The organism is Streptomyces sp. NPDC031340 (assembly GCF_055569945.1).
Genome location: NZ_JBVIIE010000062.1, coordinates 26047 through 48309, shown reverse-complemented (window position 1 = coordinate 48309; position 22263 = coordinate 26047). Strand labels below are relative to the sequence as shown.

At 73.7% G+C, this 22263-nt stretch carries 22 protein-coding genes; 14 read left to right on the top strand and 8 right to left on the bottom strand.

All coding sequences use genetic code 11. The annotated features are described in order from the left end of the window. The first annotated feature begins 232 nt into the window (after positions 1-232). The 4 genes from ACZ5GT_RS34160 to ACZ5GT_RS34145 all read left to right on the top strand — a co-directional run bounded on the left by ACZ5GT_RS34160 (position 233) and on the right by ACZ5GT_RS34145 (position 4124). On the top strand, positions 233-1702 hold the full coding sequence (locus ACZ5GT_RS34160) for an amidase (protein WP_469034175.1): 1470 nt from the start codon (positions 233-235) through the stop codon (positions 1700-1702). A 26-nt stretch (positions 1703-1728) separates the two neighbouring features. Next, positions 1729-1947: a hypothetical protein gene (locus ACZ5GT_RS34155; RefSeq protein ID WP_469034173.1), complete on the top strand. Its 219-nt coding sequence runs from the start codon at positions 1729-1731 to the stop codon at positions 1945-1947. A 180-nt stretch (positions 1948-2127) separates the two neighbouring features. After that, entirely contained in the window at positions 2128-3615 is a 1488-nt protein-coding gene (locus ACZ5GT_RS34150; RefSeq protein ID WP_469034171.1) for an SPFH domain-containing protein, read from the top strand. A 62-nt stretch (positions 3616-3677) separates the two neighbouring features. Then, positions 3678-4124, top strand: a complete 447-nt coding sequence (locus tag ACZ5GT_RS34145) for a type II toxin-antitoxin system PemK/MazF family toxin (protein WP_469034169.1) — start codon at positions 3678-3680, stop codon at positions 4122-4124. 206 nt (positions 4125-4330) lie between these two features. On the opposite strand, the gene ACZ5GT_RS34140 is transcribed toward ACZ5GT_RS34145, so the two are convergent. After that, positions 4331-5155: a TIGR02452 family protein gene (locus ACZ5GT_RS34140; RefSeq protein ID WP_469034167.1), complete on the bottom strand. Its 825-nt coding sequence runs from the start codon at positions 5153-5155 to the stop codon at positions 4331-4333. A 289-nt stretch (positions 5156-5444) separates the two neighbouring features. Here ACZ5GT_RS34140 and egtA point away from each other — a divergent pair, with 289 nt between their 5' ends. The 5 genes from egtA (at position 5445) to ACZ5GT_RS34115 (ending at position 10160) form a co-directional block, all read left to right on the top strand. Then, entirely contained in the window at positions 5445-6746 is a 1302-nt protein-coding gene (gene egtA, locus ACZ5GT_RS34135; RefSeq protein ID WP_469034165.1) for an ergothioneine biosynthesis glutamate--cysteine ligase EgtA, read from the top strand. Next, on the top strand, positions 6743-8059 hold the full coding sequence (gene egtB, locus ACZ5GT_RS34130; RefSeq protein ID WP_469034163.1) for an ergothioneine biosynthesis protein EgtB: 1317 nt from the start codon (positions 6743-6745) through the stop codon (positions 8057-8059). Before egtA ends, egtB begins: the two co-directional genes overlap by 4 nt. Then, on the top strand, positions 8059-8850 hold the full coding sequence (gene egtC / locus ACZ5GT_RS34125; protein WP_469034161.1) for an ergothioneine biosynthesis protein EgtC: 792 nt from the start codon (positions 8059-8061) through the stop codon (positions 8848-8850). Before egtB ends, egtC begins: the two co-directional genes overlap by 1 nt. Continuing rightward, the gene (gene egtD / locus ACZ5GT_RS34120; RefSeq protein WP_469034160.1) at positions 8847-9809 is read left to right on the top strand and encodes an L-histidine N(alpha)-methyltransferase; all 963 of its coding nucleotides are present in this window, start codon (positions 8847-8849) and stop codon (positions 9807-9809) included. Before egtC ends, egtD begins: the two co-directional genes overlap by 4 nt. A 135-nt stretch (positions 9810-9944) precedes the next feature. Beyond that, a complete protein-coding gene (locus ACZ5GT_RS34115) occupies positions 9945-10160 on the top strand; it encodes a dodecin (protein ID WP_324786006.1) in 216 nt (71 codons plus the stop codon). 216 nt (positions 10161-10376) lie between these two features. On the opposite strand, the gene ACZ5GT_RS34110 is transcribed toward ACZ5GT_RS34115, so the two are convergent. The 4 genes from ACZ5GT_RS34110 to ACZ5GT_RS34095 form a co-directional block, all read right to left on the bottom strand. Further along, positions 10377-10868, bottom strand: a complete 492-nt coding sequence (locus ACZ5GT_RS34110; protein WP_469034158.1) for a phosphatase domain-containing protein — start codon at positions 10866-10868, stop codon at positions 10377-10379. 28 nt (positions 10869-10896) lie between these two features. After that, positions 10897-12201, bottom strand: coding sequence for a globin domain-containing protein (locus ACZ5GT_RS34105; protein ID WP_469034156.1), 1305 nt, complete (start codon positions 12199-12201; stop codon positions 10897-10899). Beyond that, positions 12198-12446: a hypothetical protein gene (locus tag ACZ5GT_RS34100; RefSeq protein WP_469034154.1), complete on the bottom strand. Its 249-nt coding sequence runs from the start codon at positions 12444-12446 to the stop codon at positions 12198-12200. The genes ACZ5GT_RS34105 and ACZ5GT_RS34100 overlap by 4 nt, the downstream gene beginning before the upstream one ends. 193 nt (positions 12447-12639) lie before the next feature. After that, positions 12640-13629: a CapA family protein gene (locus tag ACZ5GT_RS34095; RefSeq protein WP_469034152.1), complete on the bottom strand. Its 990-nt coding sequence runs from the start codon at positions 13627-13629 to the stop codon at positions 12640-12642. Positions 13630-13992: 363 nt separating this feature from the next. On the opposite strand from ACZ5GT_RS34095, the gene ACZ5GT_RS34090 reads away from it, so the two are divergent. Further along, positions 13993-14856 carry a universal stress protein gene (locus ACZ5GT_RS34090; RefSeq protein WP_469034149.1) on the top strand — a complete coding sequence of 288 codons (864 nt, stop codon included), beginning with the start codon at positions 13993-13995 and terminating at the stop codon, positions 14854-14856. Between the two features lie 114 nt (positions 14857-14970). Here the strand turns inward: ACZ5GT_RS34090 and ACZ5GT_RS34085 are convergent, their stop codons facing one another. The 3 genes from ACZ5GT_RS34085 to ACZ5GT_RS34075 form a co-directional block, all read right to left on the bottom strand. After that, a complete protein-coding gene (locus ACZ5GT_RS34085) occupies positions 14971-15261 on the bottom strand; it encodes a DUF1876 domain-containing protein (protein ID WP_469034147.1) in 291 nt (96 codons plus the stop codon). 201 nt (positions 15262-15462) lie between these two features. Then, positions 15463-16164, bottom strand: a complete 702-nt coding sequence (locus ACZ5GT_RS34080) for a CBS domain-containing protein (RefSeq protein WP_469034144.1) — start codon at positions 16162-16164, stop codon at positions 15463-15465. A 78-nt stretch (positions 16165-16242) separates the two neighbouring features. Beyond that, the gene (locus ACZ5GT_RS34075; RefSeq protein ID WP_469034141.1) at positions 16243-17166 is read right to left on the bottom strand and encodes a universal stress protein; all 924 of its coding nucleotides are present in this window, start codon (positions 17164-17166) and stop codon (positions 16243-16245) included. A 671-nt stretch (positions 17167-17837) separates the two neighbouring features. Here ACZ5GT_RS34075 and ACZ5GT_RS34070 point away from each other — a divergent pair. The 4 genes from ACZ5GT_RS34070 (at position 17838) to ACZ5GT_RS34055 (ending at position 22259) form a co-directional block, all read left to right on the top strand. Then, complete coding sequence (locus ACZ5GT_RS34070; RefSeq protein WP_469034138.1) at positions 17838-18284, top strand: DUF485 domain-containing protein; 447 nt, start codon at positions 17838-17840, stop codon at positions 18282-18284. Then, positions 18278-19870, top strand: a complete 1593-nt coding sequence (locus ACZ5GT_RS34065) for a sodium/solute symporter (protein WP_469034136.1) — start codon at positions 18278-18280, stop codon at positions 19868-19870. The genes ACZ5GT_RS34070 and ACZ5GT_RS34065 overlap by 7 nt, the downstream gene beginning before the upstream one ends. Positions 19871-20135: 265 nt before the next feature. Continuing rightward, entirely contained in the window at positions 20136-21116 is a 981-nt protein-coding gene (locus ACZ5GT_RS34060; RefSeq protein WP_469034135.1) for a glycoside hydrolase family 11 protein, read from the top strand. A 99-nt stretch (positions 21117-21215) separates the two neighbouring features. Continuing rightward, on the top strand, positions 21216-22259 hold the full coding sequence (locus ACZ5GT_RS34055) for an MsnO8 family LLM class oxidoreductase (protein WP_469034133.1): 1044 nt from the start codon (positions 21216-21218) through the stop codon (positions 22257-22259). The last annotated feature ends 4 nt before the right edge of the window (positions 22260-22263 follow it).

The window sequence follows — 22263 nt, the reverse complement described above, 5'->3', positions numbered from 1 at the left end:
TTGGTGCGAGCGAATACCGAGGCGTGAATGTTCGTGATGTCGAACATGGTTCGCCAAGTCGGTCAGACGGTAGGGGTGGGGCTGGTGTGCGTCAATGGTTCGGGCAGAGGTCCGGCGGCCCGCGTGCCCTGCGCCAACTCCCCTGAACGCGGCAGACGTTCGACGTCCCGTACCGGGGCGCACCGGGAGACGTTACTGTTCGGTAGACAATGCGCTCCCGGAGGTGTCCCGCATGCTGCCCGACCGTTCGCCCGGCCTCGCGGAGTCCGCCCGTGCGCTGGCCGCCGGGGAGGTGACCTCGCGGGCGCTGGTGGAGGCGGCGCTGGCCCGGATCGAGGCGACGCAGCCGGCCGTCAACGCATTCCGGATCGTGCGGGCCGAGGCCGCCCTGGCCGAAGCCGACGCCGCGGACGCGCGGTTGGCCGCCGGGGCCCGCGCGCCGTTGCTCGGGGTGCCCGTGGCCGTCAAGGACGACATGGACGTCGCCGGGGAGCCGACCGCGTTCGGCTGCGACGGCGCCTTCCCGCCGGTCGCCGAGGACAGCGAGGCCGTACGGCGGCTGCGCGCGGCCGGCGCGGTGATCGTCGGCAAGACCAACACCTGCGAGTTCGGGCAGTGGCCCTTCACCGAGGGGCCGGCGTTCGGCGCGACCCGGAACCCGTGGAGCCTCGCCCACACCCCCGGCGGCTCGTCCGGCGGCTCGGCGGCCGCGGTCGCCGCCGGCCTGGTGCCCGCCGCGCTCGGCTCGGACGGCGCCGGATCGGTGCGCATCCCGGCCTCCTGGACCCATCTCGTCGGCATCAAGCCGCAGCGCGGCCGGATCTCCACCTGGCCGCGCGGCGAGTCCTTCCAGGGCATCACCGTCAACGGCCCGCTGGCCCGCACCGTCGCGGACGCCGCCCTGCTGCTGGACGCGGCGAGCGGCAACCACCCGCACGACCCGCACCGGCCCGCGCCCGTCGACGCCCGAGCGGCGGCCGGCCGCGACCCCGGCCGGCTCCGGATCGCCCTCTCCCTCAAGCCGCCGTTCACCGCCCTGCCGGCCCGGCTCCAGCCGGACGTACGGGCGCGGGTCGTCGAACTCGCGGAGAAGCTGGCCGACTTGGGTCACACCGTCGAGGAGGCCGACCCGCCCTACGGGCAGATCGGGCTGGCGTTCCTGCCGCGCGCCACCGTCGGCATCGCCGAATACGTCCGGGACGCTCCGCACCCCGCGCTGCTGGACCGGCGCACCCGCGACGCCGCGCGGCTGGGCCGGCTGCTGGACGGGGCGCCGCTGCGGGCGGCCCGGCGGGCGGAGGCGGTCCTGCAGCGCCGCATCGGCGGGTTCTTCCGCTCCTACGACGTCGTGCTCGCGCCGACGACGGCCGCTCCCCCGCCGCGCATCGGCGCGCTGCTGTCGCTGAGCGGCTTCGCGACCGACCGTGCGATGATCGCCGCCTGCCCGTACGCCTGGCCGTGGAACGTCCTGGGCTGGCCGGGCGTCGCCGTCCCGGCCGGATTCGCCGCCGGCGGTCTGCCGGTCGGCGCCCAGTTGCTCGGCCCCGGCGGCAGCGAACCGCTGCTGATCTCGCTGGCCGCGCAGTTGGAGGCCGAACTGCGCTGGCACGAGGCGTGGCCGCCGCCGGCCGGTCTCCCCGACGACGCAGACCCCGGCACCGGCACCGGCACCGACACCGGCACCGACGCCCCGGCGGCGTAGGCGAGTTCGACCCGTACCCTGTGACCATGGACGATGCGTCGATGGTCGGGCTCGTGGGGCGGGTCACCGGAACGGTCGGACCCGGACTCGTCGGCGAGGTGATGGTGCGGGTGCGCGGCGGGGCCGAGCACTTCCTCGCCCATCCCGCGCCCGGCAGCGGCCGTATCGAGACGGGCACGGTCGTGATGGTCGTGGAGTACCTGCCGCCGCGGACGGTCTACGTCACCGAGGCCTACGACGGCTGAGCCGCCGACGGGCTGTCAGATGAGCCGACTCCCGCCCAGGTGGGAGCGGTGCACGGACCCGTGCGGGTGCCTGTGCGTCAAGATTGCTACAAGGGTCCTTCGGCATCTTCCGCCGCGGCGTCAGGCGGGAGCACACTCCCCTTCGTTCGGTGCCGACAGGGCACCATCCAAAGGGGGCGTATGCCGATGATCGTCGGCGTCGTTGCGGGGGTGGCGGTAGCCGCCGTCCTCGTACTGATCGGTCTGTTCAAGCTCATGTGGCGGGTCGCGGAGCCCAACGAGGCTCTGATCATCTCGGGTTCCAAGCACCGTACCGAGGGCCTCGAGGAGGGCATGGGATTCCGCATCGTCACCGGGCGCGGCACGCTGGTGCTGCCCGGGGTGCAGGCGGTGCGCAAGCTGTCGCTCGACCTGAACGAGACCGAACTGCACGTGGACTGCGTGACCCACCAGGGCATTCCGCTCAAGGTGCGGGGCGTGGTCATCTTCAAGGTCGGCGACGACTTCGTGTCGATCGCCAACGCGGCCCGCCGCTTCCTGGACCAGCAGAAGCTGATGGCGGAGCGGGTGCACAACGTCTTCGCCGGTCATCTGCGGTCCATCGTGGGCGGGTTGACGGTCGAGGACATGATCCGCGACCGGGAGAAGCTCACCGGGCAGACCCGGGCCGCCTGTGGCACGGAGATGGAGAAGCTCGGCCTGATCGTCGACTCGCTGCAGATCCACGAGATCGAGGACCCGACCGGCTACATCCAGAATCTCGCCATGCCGCACGCCGCGGCCGTCCAGCGGGACGCGCGCATCGCGCAGGCCGAGGCGAACCGGCTCGCCACCGAGGCGGAGCAGCAGTCGTTCGCGCGGATGGCGGAGGCCACCCGGGACAGCGAGATCCTGCAGGCCGGCTACCAGGCGGAGCGGGACAAGGCGGCGGCGAAGGCCCGCCAGGCCGGCCCGCTCGCCGAGGCCGGCGCCCGGCAGGAGGTCGTCGTGCAGGAGACGCGGGTGGCCGAACTGGAGGCGCACCGGCGCGAGCAGCAGCTCCAGGCCGACGTCCGCAAGCCCGCGGACGCCACGGCGTACGAGAAGCGCACGCTGGCCGAGGCCGAGCGCGACGCGCGCATCTCGGCCGCGCAGGCGAAGGCGAAGGAGACGGAGCTCGCGGCGGCGGCCGAGGCGACCCGGGTCAAGGCGGCCGCGGGCGCCGAGGCGGAGGCGACCAAGACCCGGGGCGCGGCCACGGCGGCGGCGACCCGGGCCACCGGTGAGGCCGAGGCCGCGGCGGCGCAGGCGAAGGGCCTGGCGGCCGCCGAGGCGACGAAGGCCCAGGGCCTCGCCGAGGCGGAGGCCATCAAGGCGCGGGCCGCGGCCCTCGCCGAGAACCAGGAGGCCGTGGTCGCCCAGCAACTCGCCGAGAACTGGCCGGAGATCGTCAAGGCGGGCGCGTCCGCCTTCGGCAACGTGGACAACATGGTGCTGCTCAACGGCGCCGACGGCATGGCCGACATGTTCGCCAAGGCGCTCACCATGGGCGGCACCGGACTGGGCCTCGCCCGCCAGCTGTTGTCGTCGATGAACCCGAACGGGCAACCGACGAACGGCACTTCGGCACTGAACGGGACGGCGTCCGCGCCCGCACGGAAGGTGCCGGTGGACTCCGACGAGGAGTGACGGGGCCCGACTTACCGGGACACCGGCGCACAGGTCGCGGGGGCACCCTCTAAGGTGCCCTCGTGACCGCGTCTATCGATGAGAACGTCCCCGGCCGCCACGGCCCCACTGCCACCACCGAGGCCGACCCCCGTCGGGTCGGCAGGGTGCGCACCGAGTACTCGCCCGCGCACGACGGCGACCCCGACCCCGGCGAGATCGTCTGGACCTGGGTGCCCTTCGAGGAGAACGACGGCCGCGGCAAGGACCGGCCCGTGCTGGTCGTCGCCCGTGAGGCCGCCGGCACCTTCCTCGCCGTGCAGCTCACCAGCAAACGGCACGACGGCGACCGGGAGTGGGTGGCGATCGGCTGCGGGCCGTGGGACAGGTCCGGGCGGGACTCCTGGGTGGGCGTGGACCGGGTGCTGCGGCTGCACGAGGACGGGATGCGCCGGGAGGCCTGCGCCCTGGACCGGATGCGGTTCGACCTGGTGCGCCACCGGCTCCGCGAGCGCTACGGCTGGAGCTGAACGCTCGGCCGCTACACCGGACCCGAGCGCCACAACCGGACCCGAGCGCCACGGCTGGGACCAACGCTACGGCTGGAACTCGAGCGCCACGGCTGGGACCAACGCTACGGCTGGAACTCGAAGGCTACGGCTGGAGCCGAACGCTCGGCCGCCACAGCTCTCGCTCGCTACAGCCGGACCCGAGAGCTGCAGCCGGACCTCGCTCGCTACGGCTGGAGCTGACGCTCGGGGAAGGACCGGACGAACGCCTCCCGGACCGTCGCGCCCGGCGTGCGGTCCAGGATGCCGAACACCACGTGCTGGAAGGCCCCCGCGAACCGGCCGCCCGGCCCGAGCAGCGCCCGGAACGCGCCCGCGACCTGCCCCGGGTCGTTGCGGAACACCCCGCAGCCCCAGGCGCCCAGCACCAGCCGCCGGTAGCCGTGCGCGGCGGCCGTCTCCAGCACCCGCTCGGCCCGCACGGCCAGCGCCCGCGGCAGTTCACCGGCCCGCCGCGGCGCGCCGCGCAGGACGACTCCGGCGTTCGGCGCCGCGGCGGTCAGGAAACCCGCGGTGTACGGCTCGTCCAGCAGGCGGCCGCGGTCGTCCCGGAAGACGGGCACCGCCGGTGAGTGGATCACCCGGTCGGTGTAGAACGGGTCGCGGTGGGCGCGGTGGTGCTCGTAGAACTCGGGCGCCCGCAGCAGACAGGTGTACAGCGCGGAGGCCCGGCACAGGGCCTCTTCCTGCGCCTGCGCGCCGTTGAGGTAGCCGCCGCCGGGGTTGCGGGCCGAGGCGAAGTTCAGCACGGCGGTGTCCGTGCCGAGGCGGCGGGCGGCCTCCAGACTGCTCTCGCCCGTGACCTCGACGAGCATGTCGTCGCCGGCGGTCGGCGTCACCCGCACGGGCCCCGGGCCGTACATCCGCGTACCGGCCCGCGCGGCCTCGACGGCCGCGGCGAGCGGCACCTCGTGCCCGCCCGGCGCGCGGTAGGCCCCGGCCGCCACGATCTCTTCCGTCCGCTGTGCGATGCCGCGCAGGCGCGCGCTCATGGCGCCACCCCCGTGGGCGCCATGACCACGCCCTGCGCGTGCTCCCCCGTCGTGCTCATGCAGGCATCGTGGGTGATGCTGGTGATCCGGGGCAACTGGGTTTCAGGGGTCCCGGGAACGCCCGGGAAAGGCCTGGGAAACGACGGGAAGGCGGAGATTACCGAGCCGGAACACACCGGTACGCACTCTTGTGCGAATCGGCGCGAGGGTTTTGGGTGGGACGAGCGCCGCCGCCGGACACCCCACAGGGTGATCGGTGGCATCGTGGAATCTCAGGAGGAATCCCGACATGTCCAACTCAGTGAGCGACTGCGGCGACTGTCCGGAAAACCGCACCGCAGTCACCGAAGCCGAGGTGGAGGCCCTGGTCAGGGGCATCTGCTTCAAGACCGGCCCACCGCGCGCCCTCGGGGTCGAGGTGGAATGGCTCGTCCACGAGCTGCGCGCACCGCAGCTCCCCGTCACACCCGAACGACTCGCGGCGGCCTACGCCGCACTGCGGACCGTGCCCCTGCGGTCGGCGTTCACCGTCGAACCCGGCGGCCAGCTGGAGCTCAGCTCGCCTCCCGCCGCCTCGCTGACAGAGTGCATCGCCACCGTCTCCGCCGACCTGGACGCCGTACGCGCGGTCCTCGCCGGACACGGTCTCGGCCTCTTCGGCATCGGCCACGATCCCTGGCACCCGCCGCGCCGGTTCCTGCGCCAGCCGCGCTACGACGCCATGGAGGCCTGCCTGGACCGGGGCGGTCCGGCCGGCCGCGCCATGATGTGCGCCTCCGCCTCCGTCCAGGTCTGCCTGGACGCCGGGTACGAGGAGCCCGGCCCGCTCGGGCACGGGCGGCGCTGGTGGCTGGCGCACCAGCTGGGCGCGGTCCTGCTGGCCGCGTTCGCCAACTCACCGCTGGCCGGGGGCCGGCCCACCGGCTGGCGCTCGACCCGCCAGCTGCGGTGGATGGAGATCGGCCCCGGCCGGGCGGGCGCGCCGCGCCTGAACGGCGACCCGCGGGACGCCTGGGCCCGGCACGTCCTGGACGCGCCGGTGATGTGCGTACGCCGCGACGGAGCGCCCTGGGACGTCCCCGAGGGGCTGACGTTCCGGGAATGGACCAGATCCGGCGCGCCGACCCGGGAGGACCTCGACTACCACATCACGACCCTGTTCCCGCCGGTCAGACCGCGCGGCCACCTGGAGCTGCGGATGATCGACGCGCAGCCCGGCGACGACGGGTGGATCGTCCCGCTCGCCGTGACGGCCGCGCTGTTCGACGACCCGGAGACCGCCGAGACCGCCTACCGGATGGTCAAGCCGCTGGCCGAGCGGGCCACCGCCCGGCCGGCGCCGCACAACCCGCTGTGGAGCGACGCGGCCCGGCTGGGCCTGGCCGACCCCGAACTGCACGAGGCGGCCGTCGGCTGCTTCACGGCGGCGCTGGAGGCCCTGCCCCGGCTCGGGGCCGGCGCCGAGGTGACGCACGCCGTCACGGAGTACCTGGAGCGCTACGTCGCACCGGGCCGCTGCCCCGCCGACGACCTGCTCGACCACCTGCACGGCACCGGCCGTCGCAGCCACGGGAAGGACAGCCGCACATGACCGACCCCTCCCTCGACGCGGACGCGCTGCGGGAACGGACCCTGCTCACCCTCACCACGGCCCGCGCCCGCACCACGCTGCTGACCAGTTGCGTCGACGAGCCCGACCTGACCGCACAGCACTCGCCGCTGATGTCGCCGCTGGTGTGGGACCTGGCGCACATCGGCAACCAGGAGGAGCTGTGGCTGCTGCGGGCCGTCGCCGGCCGGGAGGCGATGCGCCCCGAGATCGACAGTCTCTACGACGCCTTCGAGCATCCGCGCTCCGAACGGCCCAGGCTGCCCCTGCTGCCCCCCGCCGAGGCCCGCGCCTACGCGGCCGAGGTGCGCGGCCGGGTGCTGGACGTGCTGGAGAACGCCGACTTCCACGGGACCCGGCTGAACCGGGCCGGCTTCGCCTTCGGGATGATCGCGCAGCACGAACAGCAGCACGACGAGACGATGTTGATCACCCATCAGCTCCGCAAGGGCCCGCCGGCCCTGACCGCCCCCGACCCGGACCCGTTCCCCCCGTTCACCGGACCGGCCGAAGTCCTCGTCCCGGGCGGCCCGTTCACCATGGGCACCAGCACCGAGCCCTGGGCGCTGGACAACGAACGCCCGGCGCACCGGCGGGAGGTGGCACCGTTCTGGATCGACACCACGCCGGTCACCAACGCCGCCTACCAGGCGTTCATCGAGGACGGCGGCTACGACCACGAGCGGTGGTGGACGGCCGACGGCTGGGCCCACGTCCGCCGCAACTCGCTGCGCGCCCCGCTGTTCTGGCGCCGCGACGGCGGACAGTGGCTCAGGCGCCGCTTCGGCGTCACCGAGCTGGTGCCGCCCGACGAGCCGGTCGTGCACGTGTGCTGGTACGAGGCGGACGCCTACGCCCGCTGGGCCGGGCGGCGGCTGCCCACCGAGGCCGAGTGGGAGAAGGCCGCCCGCCACGACCCCGCCACCGGCCGCTCGCGGCGCTACCCGTGGGGCGACGCGGACCCGGCGCCCGAGCACGCCAACCTCGGCCAGCGGCACCTGCGCCCCGCCCCGGCCGGCAGCTACCCGGCGGGCGAGTCGCCGCTCGGCGTACGGCAGTTGATCGGTGACGTGTGGGAGTGGACGGCGAGCGACCTCCTGCCGTACCCGGGCTTCGAGGCGTTCCCGTACAAGGAGTACTCGGAGGTGTTCTTCGGGCCGGAGTACAAGGTGCTGCGCGGCGGTTCGTTCGCCGTGGACCCGGTGGCCTGCCGGGGCACGTTCCGCAACTGGGACTATCCGGTCCGGCGGCAGATCTTCAGCGGCTTCCGCACCGCCCGTTCGGAGACCGCCTGATGTGCCGTCACGTGGCCTTCCTGGGCACCGAGGAGCCGCTCGGCCGGCTCCTCGTGGAACCCCCGCACAGCCTGTACCGCCAGTCCTGGGCGCCCCGGCACCAGCGGTACGGCACCGTCAACGCCGACGGTTTCGGGGTCGGCTGGTACGCCGACGGCGACCCGGTGCCCGCGCGGTACCGGCGGGCCGGGCCGATCTGGGCCGACCTGTCCTTCGCCGACCTGGCCCGGGTGGTGCGCAGCCGCGCCGTGCTGGCCGCCGTACGGGACGCGACGCTGTCCGGGGCCGACGCCGAGGCCGCGGCGGCGCCGTTCGCCGCGGGCACCTGGCTGTTCAGCCACAACGGCGCGGTCGCGGGCTGGCCCGGCTCGCTGGCGCCGCTGACCCGGGCGCTGCCCGCCGAGGACCTGCTGTCGCTGGAGGCCCGCAACGACTCGGCGTTCGTGTGGGCGCTGGTCCTCGCCCGGCTGCGCGGCGGCGACGACCCGGGCGAGGCCATGGCCGGCACGGTCCTGGAGGTCGCCGCGGCGGCCCCCGGCTCCCGCCTCAACCTGCTGCTCACCGACGGCGAGACGATCACCGCGACCGCGTGGGGCGACGCGCTCCACTACTTGTGGACGCCCGGCCGCGGCACCGTCGTGGCCTCCGAGCCCTACGACGACGACCCGCGCTGGCAGGAGGTCCCCGACCGCACCCTGCTCGCGGCGACCCGCACCGACGTGCTGCTGACCCCGCTCAAGGAGCCGAGTGACGCCCTGCCGCCGGCACCACCGAAGGAGCCCAGTTCGTGAGCCCGTTCCTTGTCACCCGCACCCTGCCCGAGGACGCCACCGAGGCCGCCCTGCGGGCCGACGTCCAGCGCGGCCTGACCGCCACGCCGAAGACGCTGCCGCCGAAGTGGTTCTACGACGCCCACGGCAGCGAACTGTTCGAGCAGATCACCGAGTTGCCCGAGTACTACCCGACGCGCGCCGAACGGGAGATCCTCCTCGCCCGCTCCGCCGAGATCGCCGCGGCGACCGGCGCCCGCACCCTGGTCGAACTGGGCTCGGGCTCCTCGGAGAAGACACGCCACCTCATCGACGCCCTGACCGGACTGCGCGTCTACGTCCCGGTCGACGTCAGCGAGAGCGCGCTCACCCAGGCCGGCCACGCCCTCATCGCCGAGCACCCGGCGCTCGACGTGCACGCGCTCATCGCCGACTTCACCGCCCGTCTGGCCCTGCCGGAGACACCCGGGCCCCGGCTGCTGGCCTTCCTCGGCGGCACCATCGGCAACCTGCTGCCCGCCGAACGGGCCGACTTCCTCGCCTCGGTCCGCGCCCTGCTCTCGCCCGGCGACGCGCTGCTGCTCGGCACGGACCTGGTCAAGGACGAGCGGGTGCTGGTCCGGGCGTACGACGACGCGGCCGGGGTGACGGCCGCGTTCAACAAGAACGTCCTGACCGTCGTCAACCGCGAGCTGGGCGCCGACTTCGATCCCGGCGCCTTCGCCCATGTGGCGCTGTGGGACGCGGAGAACGAGTGGATCGAGATGCGGCTGCGCTCGCGCCGCGCGCAGACCGTGAAGGTGCCCGCGCTCGATCTGGCCGTCGACTTCGCGGCGGGCGAGGAGCTGCGCACCGAGGTGTCGGCGAAGTTCCGGAAGGAGGGTGTGCGCGCCGAACTCGGGGCCGCTGGACTGGAACTGTCCCACTGGTGGACGGACGGCGAGGGCCGCTTCGCGCTGTCGCTGAGCACGGCGCGCTGAGCCGGTCGCACTGAGCCCGGTACCCCGCGCGACCGCGCCGAGTACGCACTCGGCGCGGTCGCGCCCGGTCGCGCCGTACGGCACGGTGGAACCAGGCGTGGCAGGTCCGTCACGCGGCGGAGAGGAGTCAACCGCATGTCGAACCACACCTACCGGGTCACGGAGATCGTCGGCACCTCACCGGACGGCGTCGACGAGGCCGTCCGCAACGGCATCGAGCGCGCCTCGCAGACCCTGCGCAACCTGGACTGGTTCGAGGTGACGCAGGTGCGCGGCCGGATCGAGGAGGGGCAGATCGCGCACTGGCAGGTCGGCCTGAAGGTGGGTTTCCGGCTGGACGAGACGGACTGACGGAAGGGCCCCCGAAAGGGACCGACGACGAGACCGGCCTCCCCCGTACGGACCGACCTGACTGACTGACCGACCGACCAGACGAACCAACCCGGACGGACCAGCCGGACCAACTGACCTGACCGACGCCCCGGACGGACCAGCCAGACCGACCGGACCGGCGGCACCGGGGCCTGAGCCCCGCACGGGGACCGGCGAGGGCCGGGGCCGGGCCCGTCAGGTGCGTCCCTCGCGCTCCTGTGCCGCCTCCAGTTCCGCGGAGGGGACGGCCCACCGTGCCCGGACGACGGTGAACCCCGCCCGCTCGGCGTCCTCGCACACCAGCTCGTCGTCGTCCACCAGCACCTGGATCTCCCGGGTGCCGGCCAGGCGGCGCAGGACCTCCAGCTTGGTCCGGCGGGCGGGCCTCCGATCATCATCGCGCCGCATGTGGAGGCGCCCGTCGGGCAGCCCGTGCGCGGCGAGCCAGTCGAGCGTGTCGCGCCGGAAGCGCTCGGGCCGGCCGGTCAGATAGACGACCTCGCACTCCTCGGCGCTCTCCCGCGCCAGCGCGACGCCCTCCGCTATCGGCGGGTCCTCGGGCGCGGCGGCGAAGAAGCCGTCCCAGTCACGGGGGCTGCGTTCCAGGTAGCGCTGCCGGTGCGCCGTGTCGGCGAGGGTGTTGTCCAGGTCGAACACGGCCAGTGGGCGTGGGCTGCGGTCGGTCACGGCGCCCACTGTAGAACCGCCCGGTGGGTCACGCCGACAGGCCCGTCGACGGCAACGCGGGCGGCGCGGGCATCCCCGCCGCCACCGGGTCGTGCCGGATGCGGTCCGCCGGCAGCCCCAGCTCGGCCAGGCGCCGCACGGCGGCCGTGACCAGGCCGGGCGGGCCGCTGACGTACGCCGTGTGGCCGCTGAAGTCGCCGTGCGCGGCCAGTGCTCCGATGACCGGCGCGTGCCCGGACAGGCCGGGGCCGTCGTCGATCACCGGGATCACCCGCAGCCACGGGCAGCGGCTCTCCAGCCGGGTCAGCGCCGGCGCGTCGTACAGGTCGTCGGCCGTGCGGGCGCCGAGGAACAGGTGGACGGTGCGGCCCGGCCTGCGCCGTTCGGCCATGTCCTCCACCAGGGCCCTGGCGGTGGCCCAGCCGGTGCCGCCGGCCACGATGAGCACGTCGCGCGGGACGCCGTCGTCCAGGGTGGTCGTCCCCTGGGCGGGCCCCAGGCGGACGGTGTCGCCGACGCCGGTCGCCGTCACGAGGGCGTCGCTCACCCCGCCGGGGCCGGTACGCCGGACGTGGAACTCCAGTTCGCCGCCCGCGCCCGGCAGGCCGGCCGGCGAGTACGGGCGCCAGGTGTGCGGCAGGAGGGGCGTCTCCAGGGTCGCGTACTGGCCGGGGCGGTACGGGTACGGCTCGGCGGGCCGCACGCGCAGCACGGCGAGGTCCGGGCGGCGGCGCTGGTGGTCGACGACCGTGCCGCTCCAGTACGCCGGCTCCGCCAGCGCCTCGTCGGCGCCCTCCGCCATCGCCGTGGTGGCGAAGCGGACCATGCGTAGCCACGCCTGCTCCACGTCCACGCCCAGCCGGCCGCCCGCGGACCGGTGCAGCGCGTCGGCGAGTGCCTCCTCGAACACCCGGTGGTGCACCGGCAGCACGCCGAGTTTGCGGTGGCCACGGCCGAGCCGGGTACAGAAGGCGGCCACCTCCTCGGGGCGGTGCAGGTTCTCGATCAGGTACCACAACGCCCGTTCCAGATGGACCTGCTGGAACTCCATCGAGTCGGGGAACAGCTTCCGCAGATACGGGTGCCGCTCGAACATGACCTCGTAGAGGTGGGCGATGAGGCGGTCGAACGGCGTGACGTGCACCAGGTTCCGGGTGATCAGGTCCTGGTCGGCGGCCCCGTCGTAGGCCCCGGACCGGCAGGCGCCGGGGCGCGGCGCGGACGTCCGCGATCCCATGGCGGCACGTGCCGCGGTGGGCGCCGGAGCGAGCAGCCGGTCGCGCAGGCGCATGGCCTCCCGGCGCGCGAGCAGGGCGTGGTAGTCGGCGCTCATGCGCAGACCTTCTTCACGCAGGTGCCGCACGACCCGCCGCCGGCCCCGCCGCCCGCGCAGGCGCCGGCCGCGCCGGCACGCGTCGCGGACCTGGCGCGGCGGGCGTAGGAGAGGGCCATGTTGGACGTCAGCCCGGCCAGCAGCAGCCAGACCACCCCCACCCAGGATCCCCGTGCGAAGGACACCGCGGCGGCACCCGCGGCGAGGGCACAGACGATCGGGGTGATGACAACTGGGCGGAGCATCGGCACTTTTCCTATCGGCGACGAGGGTGCATACGCCATCGGGGCGAGGCCGGAGGGCGTGTCCGCATCACATCACCCGAAGGGATGATCGGGGCACTGCCGACTGACCCTGCGAAAGGGAACAAAGCACCGCCGAACGGGTGCCGTTCGACCCTTCTCAAAAACGGAATTCCGTGCTTGCCGGTTCTGGTGGTCAGCTCGCGCGGGCCAGGGAGCGCGGCCAGTCGACGGACAGCCGGTCGCCCTCGTCGGTGACACCGGTGCCCAGTTCGGCGCAGACCTGGCCGAGCCGGTCGGCGATCCAGGCGTACTCGGCGTCGTTGGCGAGGCGGGTGTGGCAGTAGTCCAGGGCGACGGGAACGGCCTCCGTGCGCACGGGACCGTGCTCGTCCAGGGTGACCAGCCAGAGCAGACCGAGGTCGTTGCGCAGGGCCGGATGGACCGCGTAGTCGTCGATGAAGTCGCCCAGGTCGTACAGGACGTGCCGGGTGAAGCCGTGGAAGACGTGGGCGGAGTGCCCGACCACCAGATCGGCGCCGGCCGCGGTGAGGGCGGGGGCGGCGCCGCTGACGTGCGCGACGGGCCGGCTGGTCATGTTGGGGCCCCAGTGCACGCTGACCAGGACCAGGTCGGTCCGGGCGGCCAGGGCCCGGACGGCGTCGGTGAGCCAGGCTGGTACGTCCTCCTCCCACAGATTCGCGTACGCCACACCGGGCCGGCCGGGGCCCGCGGCGTACTCGGGCGGGTGGTCGGTGAACGCGAGGATCCCGATGCGCAGCCCGCCGGCCTCCAGGACGAGCGGGGCACGGGCCTCGCCGACGTCGGCGCCCGCGCCGAGCGACCGGATGCCGGCCCGGCCGAGGTGGTCCCGGGTGTCCAGGAGCGCCTCGGGACCGTAGTCGAGGGCGTGGTTGTTGGCCAGGGACACCACGTCCACGCCCAGTTCGGCCAGTACGGCGGCGGCCCGGGGCGGGGCGCGGAAGAAGAACGGCTTGCCGGCCACGTCGATGCGGGACCCCCGGTCCGACACGCAGCACTCGAGGTTGAGCAGGAACAGGTCCGCGCTCCCGGTGATCCGCTCGATCGCCGGGCTGAACAGGGGGTGCGGCTTCTTGTGGGCGAGTGTCTCGGCCACCCCGCGGCCCAGCATGGTGTCGCCCGCCAGGGCGATGGTGACGGCCATGGCTCCGCCTCCCGCATCCGGTCTTCTCCGCGGCCTGCCGCCACGCCGGAACGCCGGAACGCGAGAGCAGCGTGCCGAACGGCGTGCGCGCACGGGCCTCCGCACCCAGTGTCACCCCTGACGCACGGGAACGCGGCCGGACTCCGCCCGGCGCGGGACGTGGAACCCCTCCAGGAGGGGTCGCGCCCGCAGGAAGGGGCGCGGCCGGCGGCCCGGCACCACGCAGCCCGGCGCGCCAAGTAGCCGTTCGGCCCCATGACGGGACCCGAGGAGCCCTCCCGCCGGCGCCCGTGCACACGTCAAAGTGAGGACGCCCCCCTCTGCCCCCCGCAACGGGACCCCGTCCGCCCGGAGGAGTACGACATGACCCGCCCCGTCACCGCCGGCATCGACGGCAGCGCCGCCAGTTTCGCCGCCGCCGCCTGGGCCGCCCGCGAAGCCGAGCTCCGGGGCACCTCCCTGCGTCTGGTCTCCGCCTGGCCGCCACCGGGCGGCACCGCCCCCGAGCCGCCGGAGGCGGCCGAACGGCGCAACTGGGCCACCCGCTCCCTGGAACTCGCGAGGGACCGCATCCGCGGCCGTCACCCCCGGCTCCCCATCCGCGCCACGCTGCTGGGACTGCCTCCGCACGAGGCGCTGCTGCTCGCCGGGGTCGGCGCGGACCTGCTGGTGCTCGGTTCCCGGGGCCTGGGCGGCATGTCCGCGCTCCTGCTGGGCTCCACCGGCGCGCACACCGCCGCGCGGGCCGACTTCCCCGTCGTCCTCGTCCGGCCCGTGCCCCACCCCGGTGACGGGCCGGCCGGGCCGGTGCTGCTGGCCCTCGACGCCGGGCACGCCGAGCAGGAGGACGTCATCGCCGTGGCCTTCGAGGAGGCCGCGATGCGGCGGGTGCCGCTGCGGGCGCTGTACGCGTGGACGCCGCCCGGTCCCGCGCGCACCTACCCGGTCACGCCGGGGCGCGAGGCCTGTTCGAGCGCGGCCCGGCAGGCCGCGCAGCGGCTCGCCGAGGCCCTGCAGCCGTGGCGGCAGAAGTATCCGGACGTCCGGGTGGAGGAGGTGTGCCTGGAGGACGTGCCCGCGGGCGCCGTCGGCGCCGAGACGCGTCGCGCCGGCCTCGCGGTGCTCGGCCACCGGGTGGGGTCGGGCGCCGGATCCCGGCTCGGCGCGGTCGTCCACTCCGCCGTACGCCGAGCGGCCTGCCCGGTGTTCCTCGTCCCGCGGGCATGACGGAGCCTTGGCACGCCGTCCGACGACGTCGTCGGCACGCCCGGTGGAGCCGGTGGCCGGGGGCCGGCCGGCCCCCGGCCAGGACGTGATCGGTGTCAGGACGTGATCGGTGTTTCAGAGGGACCAGCCGGGCACCGGGCGGCTGTCCCGCTCGTTCCCGGACGCGCCCATGCCCTCGACGTCCCGCTCGGCGATGGCCACCAACTGCCGGCTCAGGTCGCCCAGGGCCCTGCCGACCGCCAGTTCGTCGCCGATCTCCGGCACGTCCGTGTCCACGGGGTTGCAGTGCGCGGTCCCGCGGCCGGTGAGTGACGTGGTGCCGGTCTCCAGCACCGCGTGCGCCTTCGTCGTCCCCTTGTCCTCGAAGAGGTGGAGACGGACCTTCCATTCCTTGGTGTGCGGCATGGTCTTCTCCTCCTGATGCCGACACGGTCGGGGCCGAACCCGGATCCGGACCGTGCGGTCCGCACGGCCGGTCAGGTCCGGGAGCTTCGGCACCCGCTCCCGTATTCATGATCGGACGGCGGCGGGCCCGCGTCACGGGGCCGTTGGTCCCACGCGGCCGACGACCGGGGCGCGTAGCCCCCGCATGTGGCCGGAAGCCCCTCACATGTGGCCCGGGGAGACACCGGTCGGCAGCGGCCGGGTGTCGTCCAGGCTGTGCACGAGGCCGTCGACGACGGCCACGACGCCGTCCACGCCGCCCGCGACCCGTACCGCGAGCGCGGCGTCGGCGCGCCGTTCCAGGTGTCCGGTGAGGGTGACCACTCCCCCGCCGACCCCGACCTCGACCGTGGAGGGGGGCCGGGAGAGCGCGCCGGCCACCTGGTCGCGCACGTCGCGCCGGAGTTCCTCGTCCGGGCGCAGGAAGACCTGGAGCAGGTCGCCGCGGGTGACGATGCCGACCAGGCGGTTCCGCCCGTCGACCACGGGCAGGCGTTCCACGCCGTGCCACTGCATGGTGTGCGCGGCCTCCCGCACGGTCTGGCCGAGGGACACGGTGACGGCGGGCCGGGTCATGAGGTCCCCCGCGGTCAGCGCGCGGGCCTCGACCGCCGCGGCGCGCGCGGACCGGGTCAGTGGCGGCAGGCCGAAGCGCCGGGCACGGCGTTCCCCGTCCCGCACCGCCTGGTGCCGGAGCAGGTCGGTCTCGGAGACCACCCCGAGGACCCGCTCCTCGTCGTCCACCACGGGCAGCCCGCTGATGCGATGCTCCGCCAGCAGGCGCGCGACCGTCTTGAACGGCGTGTCGCCGGTGGTGCGTACGACCTCGCGGGTCATGACGTCGGTGATCCTGCGGTGCCTCATCGTCGTGTTCGTGTTCCTTCCGGGTCCGAGTCCGGGTCGGGATCGGGGTCGTGGTCGGGGTGGCGGCGGACGCCGCGCTCAGGGGATGGGCACGAGGAAGACCGGGCAGTGCGCGTGGTGCAGCAGGGCGTGCGTGACCGGGCCGAGCCGCGGACCGGGCCGCTGACCGTGCCGCCGATGCACCGTGATCACGACCGCGTCCGCGGCGCGGGTGGCCTCGACCAGCGCCTGGGTCGCGCCGCCCCACACCGTGTCGGTCTCCACCTCGACCTCGGGGTACTTCCCGCGCAGCGCGGCGACGGCCCGTCCGGGCACGGCCGCCCGCCTGCGTACGGCGGCGTCCGCCTCGGCCGCGGGAGCGGTTCCCGCGGACACCGGGACGGCGCACGCGTGCAGGACCCGCACCCGGGAGCCCCGCACCCGCGCCTCCTCGAAGGCGAACCGCGTGGCCTCGGTGTCCAGGTCGGTGGCCACGCCCACCAGCACGGTGCCGTGTTCGAGCCCTCCGTGGGCCGCCTCGCCGCGCACCACCAGCAGCGGGCTCGCGCAGTGCGCGGCGGCCCGCCAGCCGACGGACCCGGCCGTCAGGCCGGTGATCTCGCCCAGGCCGCGGCTGCCGATGACGGTCAGCGCGGCGTTGCGGCCCCGGCGCACCAGTTCCGCGGCGACGGGCTGCGGGCTCAGGGTCGCCGTCACGCTCAGCCCGGGAGCACGCTGTCGGGCCTGCACCACGGCGGTCTGCAGCACACCGTGGGCCCGGTCGAGCAGGGAGTGCGCGCCCTGGTCCGCGCCACGCGGCGGCTCGGGGGTCCCGTGCCTGGCCCACGGCCAGCCGTGCAGGATCTCCAGCGGCGCCCGGCGGGCCCGGGCCTCGGCGACCGCGCGGTCCAGAGCGCGTGCCGCCTCGGCCGATCCGTCGACGCCGACCAGGACATGTCCGCTCAAGGGTGTCCGGGGGGCGTACTTGCCGTAGTCCCAGAGGGTCTTGTGCTCGTACGTCATGTCCACACTCCTCGCCCCGGGCCGTCGTCGCCGCCGGTGTCCTGGCGGCGCCCGGTGTGCTGGTCCACCCCTCCCGTCACGTCCAGCCTTGTGCGGTGCGATGCGGGTTTCATGGGTCCAACGGGCACAAGCCACGCCGATCGGCCCACCCGCCCCCGTGCCCGTCGGACCGCCGCCGGAGCGGCCCTCGCGCTGCCGCCGCAGCGGACCGCCGTACTGCCGCCCCACCGGGCCACCGGGCCACCGCACTGCCGCCCCTGTAAGTCGTCGCATTCGAGATGCTTTGACCCGGAAATTGGTCCGGACTTTTCACCGGGAACGGCCCCGGGGACCGGCGGCATGCCATCCCGGAATCCCCGCCTCGCGCGCGAAGGCGCCGGATACGCCGGATGCGCCGACAAATCGACCCCGCCTGTTGATTACATAAAGACGTCGCTGTCATACTCCGCTTCCGGCCTCGTCCTCACCCCCCGACAAGGCCCCGGGATCTTCACACCAAATCCCCGATAACACCCCCGTGAATTCAGAAACCGAGCAATTCCGATTCACGGTCCCCCGACTGAGCCCGCACCTCACCAGCGCGTCCGCCTCTTCCCACCGCTCAGGGAAGCCGGACGCCCGACGGCTCCCCCGAGCCGGTGCGGGCACGAAGCAGCGAAGAAGGTGCTTTTGTGCCCGAGCAGTCCGCATGGCCCGACGACTCGTCCGCCTACCACCGCGCACACGGCGGCCGGGTTGACCCGCCCCTTATTTCCGCCCATCCCGAATTCCGTTCACTGCGCCATGCGCACCGGCGGTTCGGCGTCCGGGCAACGATGTGGTCGGTCGGCGGTTTCCTGCTGTACGTACTGCTGTCGAGTTTCACGCCGGGCCTCATGAACCAGCCCCTGGCGGGTCACCTCACTCTCGGACTCGCCCTGGGACTGGGGCAGTTCGCCGTCATGGCGGTGACCGTGTGGGCCTACACCCGGCACATGCGCACCCGCGTCGATCCGCTCGCCCGCGGCGTGCGCGCGCACCTGCACCAGCGCCCGGCCCACCGCGCCCGCACGGCCGCGCCGCACGAGGCCGCCGGGCAGAACCCGGACCAGGGTCCGAGGGGGTACCGCACGTGGTGACCACATCCGCGGGCGTGGTCGACCGGTTCAGCATGCAGCTGACGTTCCTGCTGTTCCTGTCGGTGGTCGTCGTCACGCTGTTCATGGCCCTGCTGACCGCCCCGCACCGCGACGAGATCAGCGAGTTCTACCTCGGCAACCGCGGCATGTCCGCGCTGCGCAACGGCCTGGCCATGTGCGGCGACTACCTGTCCGCGGCGACGCTGCTGGGCACCACCGGGCTGGTCGCCCTGACCGGGTACGACGGACTGCTGTACCTGGGCGGGACCACCGTGGCCTGGATGATGGTGGTGCTGCTGATCGCCGAACCCCTGCACCACGCGGGCAGGTTCACGCCCGGCGACATGATCGCCCTGCGGCTGCCCCGGATGCAGCGGCCGGTGCGGATCGCCCTGGCGGTGTGCACCCTGACCCTCACCACCCTCTACCTGGTGGCCCAACTGCTCGGCAGCGTCGCCCTGCTGACCCAGTTCACCGGAGAACCGGGCGCCACGACACGCACGTTGTGCATCGTCGTCATCGGCACCATCGTCATCGCCTACGCCTCCATCGGCGGCATGCCGGGAGCGACCGTCATCCAGATCATCAAGGCCGTGATGCTGCTGGCCGGGGTGGCGATCACCACGGTGATGGTGCTCCACCACTACCACTGGAGCCCCGACGCCCTGCTCTCCGCGGCCGCCGACGGCAGCGGCGGCGGCGAGCGCTTCCTGCAGCCCGGACTGCGCTACGGCGCCAGCACCTCCAGCAAGCTGGACTTCTTCAGCCTGGAACTGGCCATCGTGCTGGGCCTCGCCGCCCTGCCCCATGTGCTGATGCGGCTGCTCGCCCCGCGCACCGGCGCCGTACTGCGCACCTCCGTGGTGTGGGCCGTGAGCCTGGTCGGCCTGGTCTGCCTGGCGGCCGGCATCCTCGGCCTCGGCGCCACCGCCGTCGTCGGCCGGGACACCATCGCCGCCACCGACCGCAAGGGCGACGCGGCCGTCCTGCTGCTCGCCCACGCCCTGGGCGGCGGCGTGCTCACCGCGCTGCTGTCCTGCCTGGCCTTCGTCACCCTGCTCGCCGTCGCGGCCGGGCTCACCCTCGCCGCCGCTTCCTCCCTCGCCCACGACGTGTACGGCGAGGTGATCCGCAGGGGCCGGGCGACCGAGGCCGAGGAACTCACCGTCGCCCGCCTGTCCGCGGTCGTCATCGGGGTCCTCGGCATCCTGCTGTCCCTGTTCTCCTGGCAGGCCAACACCGCCAACCTCGCCTTCCTCGCGTTCGCCATCGCGGCGTCCGCGATCCTGCCGACGATCGTCTACAGCCTGTTCTGGCGGCGCTTCACCGGGCAGGGCGCGCTGCTCAGCCTGTGGGGCGGACTGGCATGCTCCGTCCTCCTCGTGGTGTTCTCGCCGGTCGTCTCCTCGACGCCGTCCTCGATCTACCCGGACGCCGACTTCGCCTTCTTCCCGCTGCAGAACCCCGGCATCGTCTCCATCCCGGCCGGCTTCCTGCTGGGCTGGCTCGGCACGGTACTGACGGCACGTCAGGAGACCGTCGTGGAGGAGGAGTTCGAGGTGAGGATGCTCGTCGGCAGCGAGTGATCCGGCCGCCTTCGAAACATTCGGAAGATCGAATCCGCCGAACGAATCCAACACCGCGTCAACCCTCCTCGTCCTCAATGGCCGGATCGCCACAACGACCCGCCTGAGCTGCGGCCACGAACTCAGAGCAGCGTCGGTCGACCCCTCGCAGCTTTCGCAACAGTCTCCGAAACCGTTGACAGTTGACAGGGGCAGACCAACACTGTCGCCACTGGCAGAGGACCCGGCACCGACGGGCTCACGAGGACGAGGAGGAAGCACGCCCATGAACGACGCACGCTTACGCAGCCGCTTCCGGCTGCTCCTCAGCGGCGCCTGCACCCTGCTGCTGGTGGCCGTCGCCGCGCTGGTCCTGCCCGGCACCGCGCGGGCGGACACGGTCGTCACCAGCAACCAGACCGGCACCGACAACGGCTACTTCTACTCCTTCTGGACCGACTCGCCCGGGTCGGTCTCGATGAACCTGGGCTCCGGCGGCGGCTACGGCACCTCCTGGAGCAACACCGGCAACTTCGTCGCCGGCAAGGGCTGGAGCACCGGCGGACGCCGGACGGTGAACTACTCGGGCAGCTTCAACCCGTCCGGCAACGCCTACCTCGCGCTGTACGGCTGGTCGCAGAACCCGCTCGTGGAGTACTACATCGTCGACAACTGGGGCACCTACCGGCCCACGGGGACGTACAAGGGCACGGTCACCAGCGACGGCGGCACCTACGACATCTACGAGACGACCCGGTACAACGCCCCCTCCATCGAGGGCAACAAGACCTTCAACCAGTACTGGAGCGTGCGCCAGACCAGGCGGACCGGCGGCACCATCACCACCGGCAACCACTTCGACGCGTGGGCCGGTCACGGGATGAACCTCGGCAGCTTCAACTACATGATCATGGCCACCGAGGGATACCAGAGCAGCGGCAACTCCAGCATCACGGTGGGCGACACCGGTTCGGGCGGCGGCACCGGCGGAGGCGGGAACAGCGGCTGCACCGCGACGCTCTCCGCGGGCCAGCAGTGGAGCGACCGCTACAACCTCGACGTCTCGGTCTCCGGCTCCGACAACTGGACCGTCACCATGAACGTCCCCTCCCCCGCCAAGATCCTCTCCACCTGGAACATCACCGCGAACTACCCCAGCGCCCAAGTACTCACCGCCAAACCCAACGGCAACGGCAACAACTGGGGCGTCACCATCCAGCACAACGGCAACTGGACCTGGCCCACCGTCTCCTGCACCACCGGCTGACCCGCGCGGCGCGGCGACCCCGCGGCCGCCGCGCCGCTCCGGTCCCGCCCGGCCCGGCGGGACCCGGAATAACGGCGTCCCCGGCGGCGTCGACCCCACGTGACCACGACCAGCCCCGACACCACCGCCGTACGGTTCTCCGTCCTCGACCGCTCCCGCGTCCGCGAGGGGCACCCGCCCGCCGAGGCGCTGCGGGACACCGTGGCGCTGGCCCGGGAGGCGGAGGCACTGGGCTTCCACCGGTTCTGGGTGTCGGAGCACCACGGCGTTCCCGGCGTCGCCGGCTCCGCGCCGACCGTGCTGGCCGCCGCCGTCGCGGCCGCGACGCGCACGATCCGCGTCGGCACGGGCGGGGTGATGCTGCCCAACCACCGGCCACTCGTCGTCGCCGAGCAGTTCGGGGTGCTGGAGTCGCTCTTCCCCGGGCGGATCGACATGGGCCTCGGCCGGTCCGTGGGCTTCACGGACGGCGTGCGCAAGGCCCTGGGCCGCGACAAGGACGACGCCCACGACTTCCCGGACCAACTGGCCGAACTGCTCGGCTGGTTCCGCGGCACCTCCCCGACCGGGGTGCACGCCCGCCCCGCCGAGGGCCTGGCCGTGCCGCCGTTCGTGCTGGCGATGGGCGAGGGCGCCGCGATCGCCGCCCGCGCGGGCCTGCCGATGGTGATCGGCGACCTGCGCGACCGCGACCGGATGCGGCGCGGCATCGATCGCTACCGCGCCGAGTTCCGTCCCTCCGCCTTCGCCGCCGAACCGTACGTCGTGGTCTCCGGCACGGTCGCGGTGGCCGCCACCGCCGAGGAGGCACGGCGGCTGCTGGTGCCGGAGGCCTGGTCGGCGGCGTACTCCCGCACGCACGGCACCTTCCCGCCGCTGCCGCCCGCCGAGCGCGTCGAGGCGCTCACCATGACCGGGAAGCAGCGCGGCTTCTTCGAGTCCGCGCTCACCGGCCACATCGCCGGCACCGAGGAACAGGTCGCCCGCGAACTGCAGACGGTCCTGAAGGACACCGGGGCGCAGGAAGTCCTCGTCACCACCAGCACCTACGACCACGCGGCGCTGCTGGACTCCTACCGGCGGCTGGCCGGAATCGTGCGGTGGACACAGGGGGCGTCTGGACGACCCGGACCCCCTATGTAAGAGT

Coding starts and splice junctions, on each gene's coding strand:
- ACZ5GT_RS34160 (WP_469034175.1), top strand. CDS start 233: ATGCTGCCCGACCGTTCGCCCGGCCTCGCGGAGTCCGCCCGTGCGCTG.
- ACZ5GT_RS34155 (WP_469034173.1), top strand. CDS start 1,729: ATGGACGATGCGTCGATGGTCGGGCTCGTGGGGCGGGTCACCGGAACG.
- ACZ5GT_RS34150 (WP_469034171.1), top strand. CDS start 2,128: ATGCCGATGATCGTCGGCGTCGTTGCGGGGGTGGCGGTAGCCGCCGTC.
- ACZ5GT_RS34140 (WP_469034167.1), bottom strand. CDS start 5,155: ATGAGCGCGCGCCTGCGCGGCATCGCACAGCGGACGGAAGAGATCGTG.
- egtA (WP_469034165.1), top strand. CDS start 5,445: ATGTCCAACTCAGTGAGCGACTGCGGCGACTGTCCGGAAAACCGCACC.
- egtB (WP_469034163.1), top strand. CDS start 6,743: ATGACCGACCCCTCCCTCGACGCGGACGCGCTGCGGGAACGGACCCTG.
- egtC (WP_469034161.1), top strand. CDS start 8,059: ATGTGCCGTCACGTGGCCTTCCTGGGCACCGAGGAGCCGCTCGGCCGG.
- ACZ5GT_RS34115 (WP_324786006.1), top strand. CDS start 9,945: ATGTCGAACCACACCTACCGGGTCACGGAGATCGTCGGCACCTCACCG.
- ACZ5GT_RS34105 (WP_469034156.1), bottom strand. CDS start 12,201: ATGAGCGCCGACTACCACGCCCTGCTCGCGCGCCGGGAGGCCATGCGC.
- ACZ5GT_RS34100 (WP_469034154.1), bottom strand. CDS start 12,446: ATGCTCCGCCCAGTTGTCATCACCCCGATCGTCTGTGCCCTCGCCGCG.
- ACZ5GT_RS34095 (WP_469034152.1), bottom strand. CDS start 13,629: ATGGCCGTCACCATCGCCCTGGCGGGCGACACCATGCTGGGCCGCGGG.
- ACZ5GT_RS34090 (WP_469034149.1), top strand. CDS start 13,993: ATGACCCGCCCCGTCACCGCCGGCATCGACGGCAGCGCCGCCAGTTTC.
- ACZ5GT_RS34085 (WP_469034147.1), bottom strand. CDS start 15,261: ATGCCGCACACCAAGGAATGGAAGGTCCGTCTCCACCTCTTCGAGGAC.
- ACZ5GT_RS34080 (WP_469034144.1), bottom strand. CDS start 16,164: ATGAGGCACCGCAGGATCACCGACGTCATGACCCGCGAGGTCGTACGC.
- ACZ5GT_RS34075 (WP_469034141.1), bottom strand. CDS start 17,166: ATGACGTACGAGCACAAGACCCTCTGGGACTACGGCAAGTACGCCCCC.
- ACZ5GT_RS34060 (WP_469034135.1), top strand. CDS start 20,136: ATGAACGACGCACGCTTACGCAGCCGCTTCCGGCTGCTCCTCAGCGGC.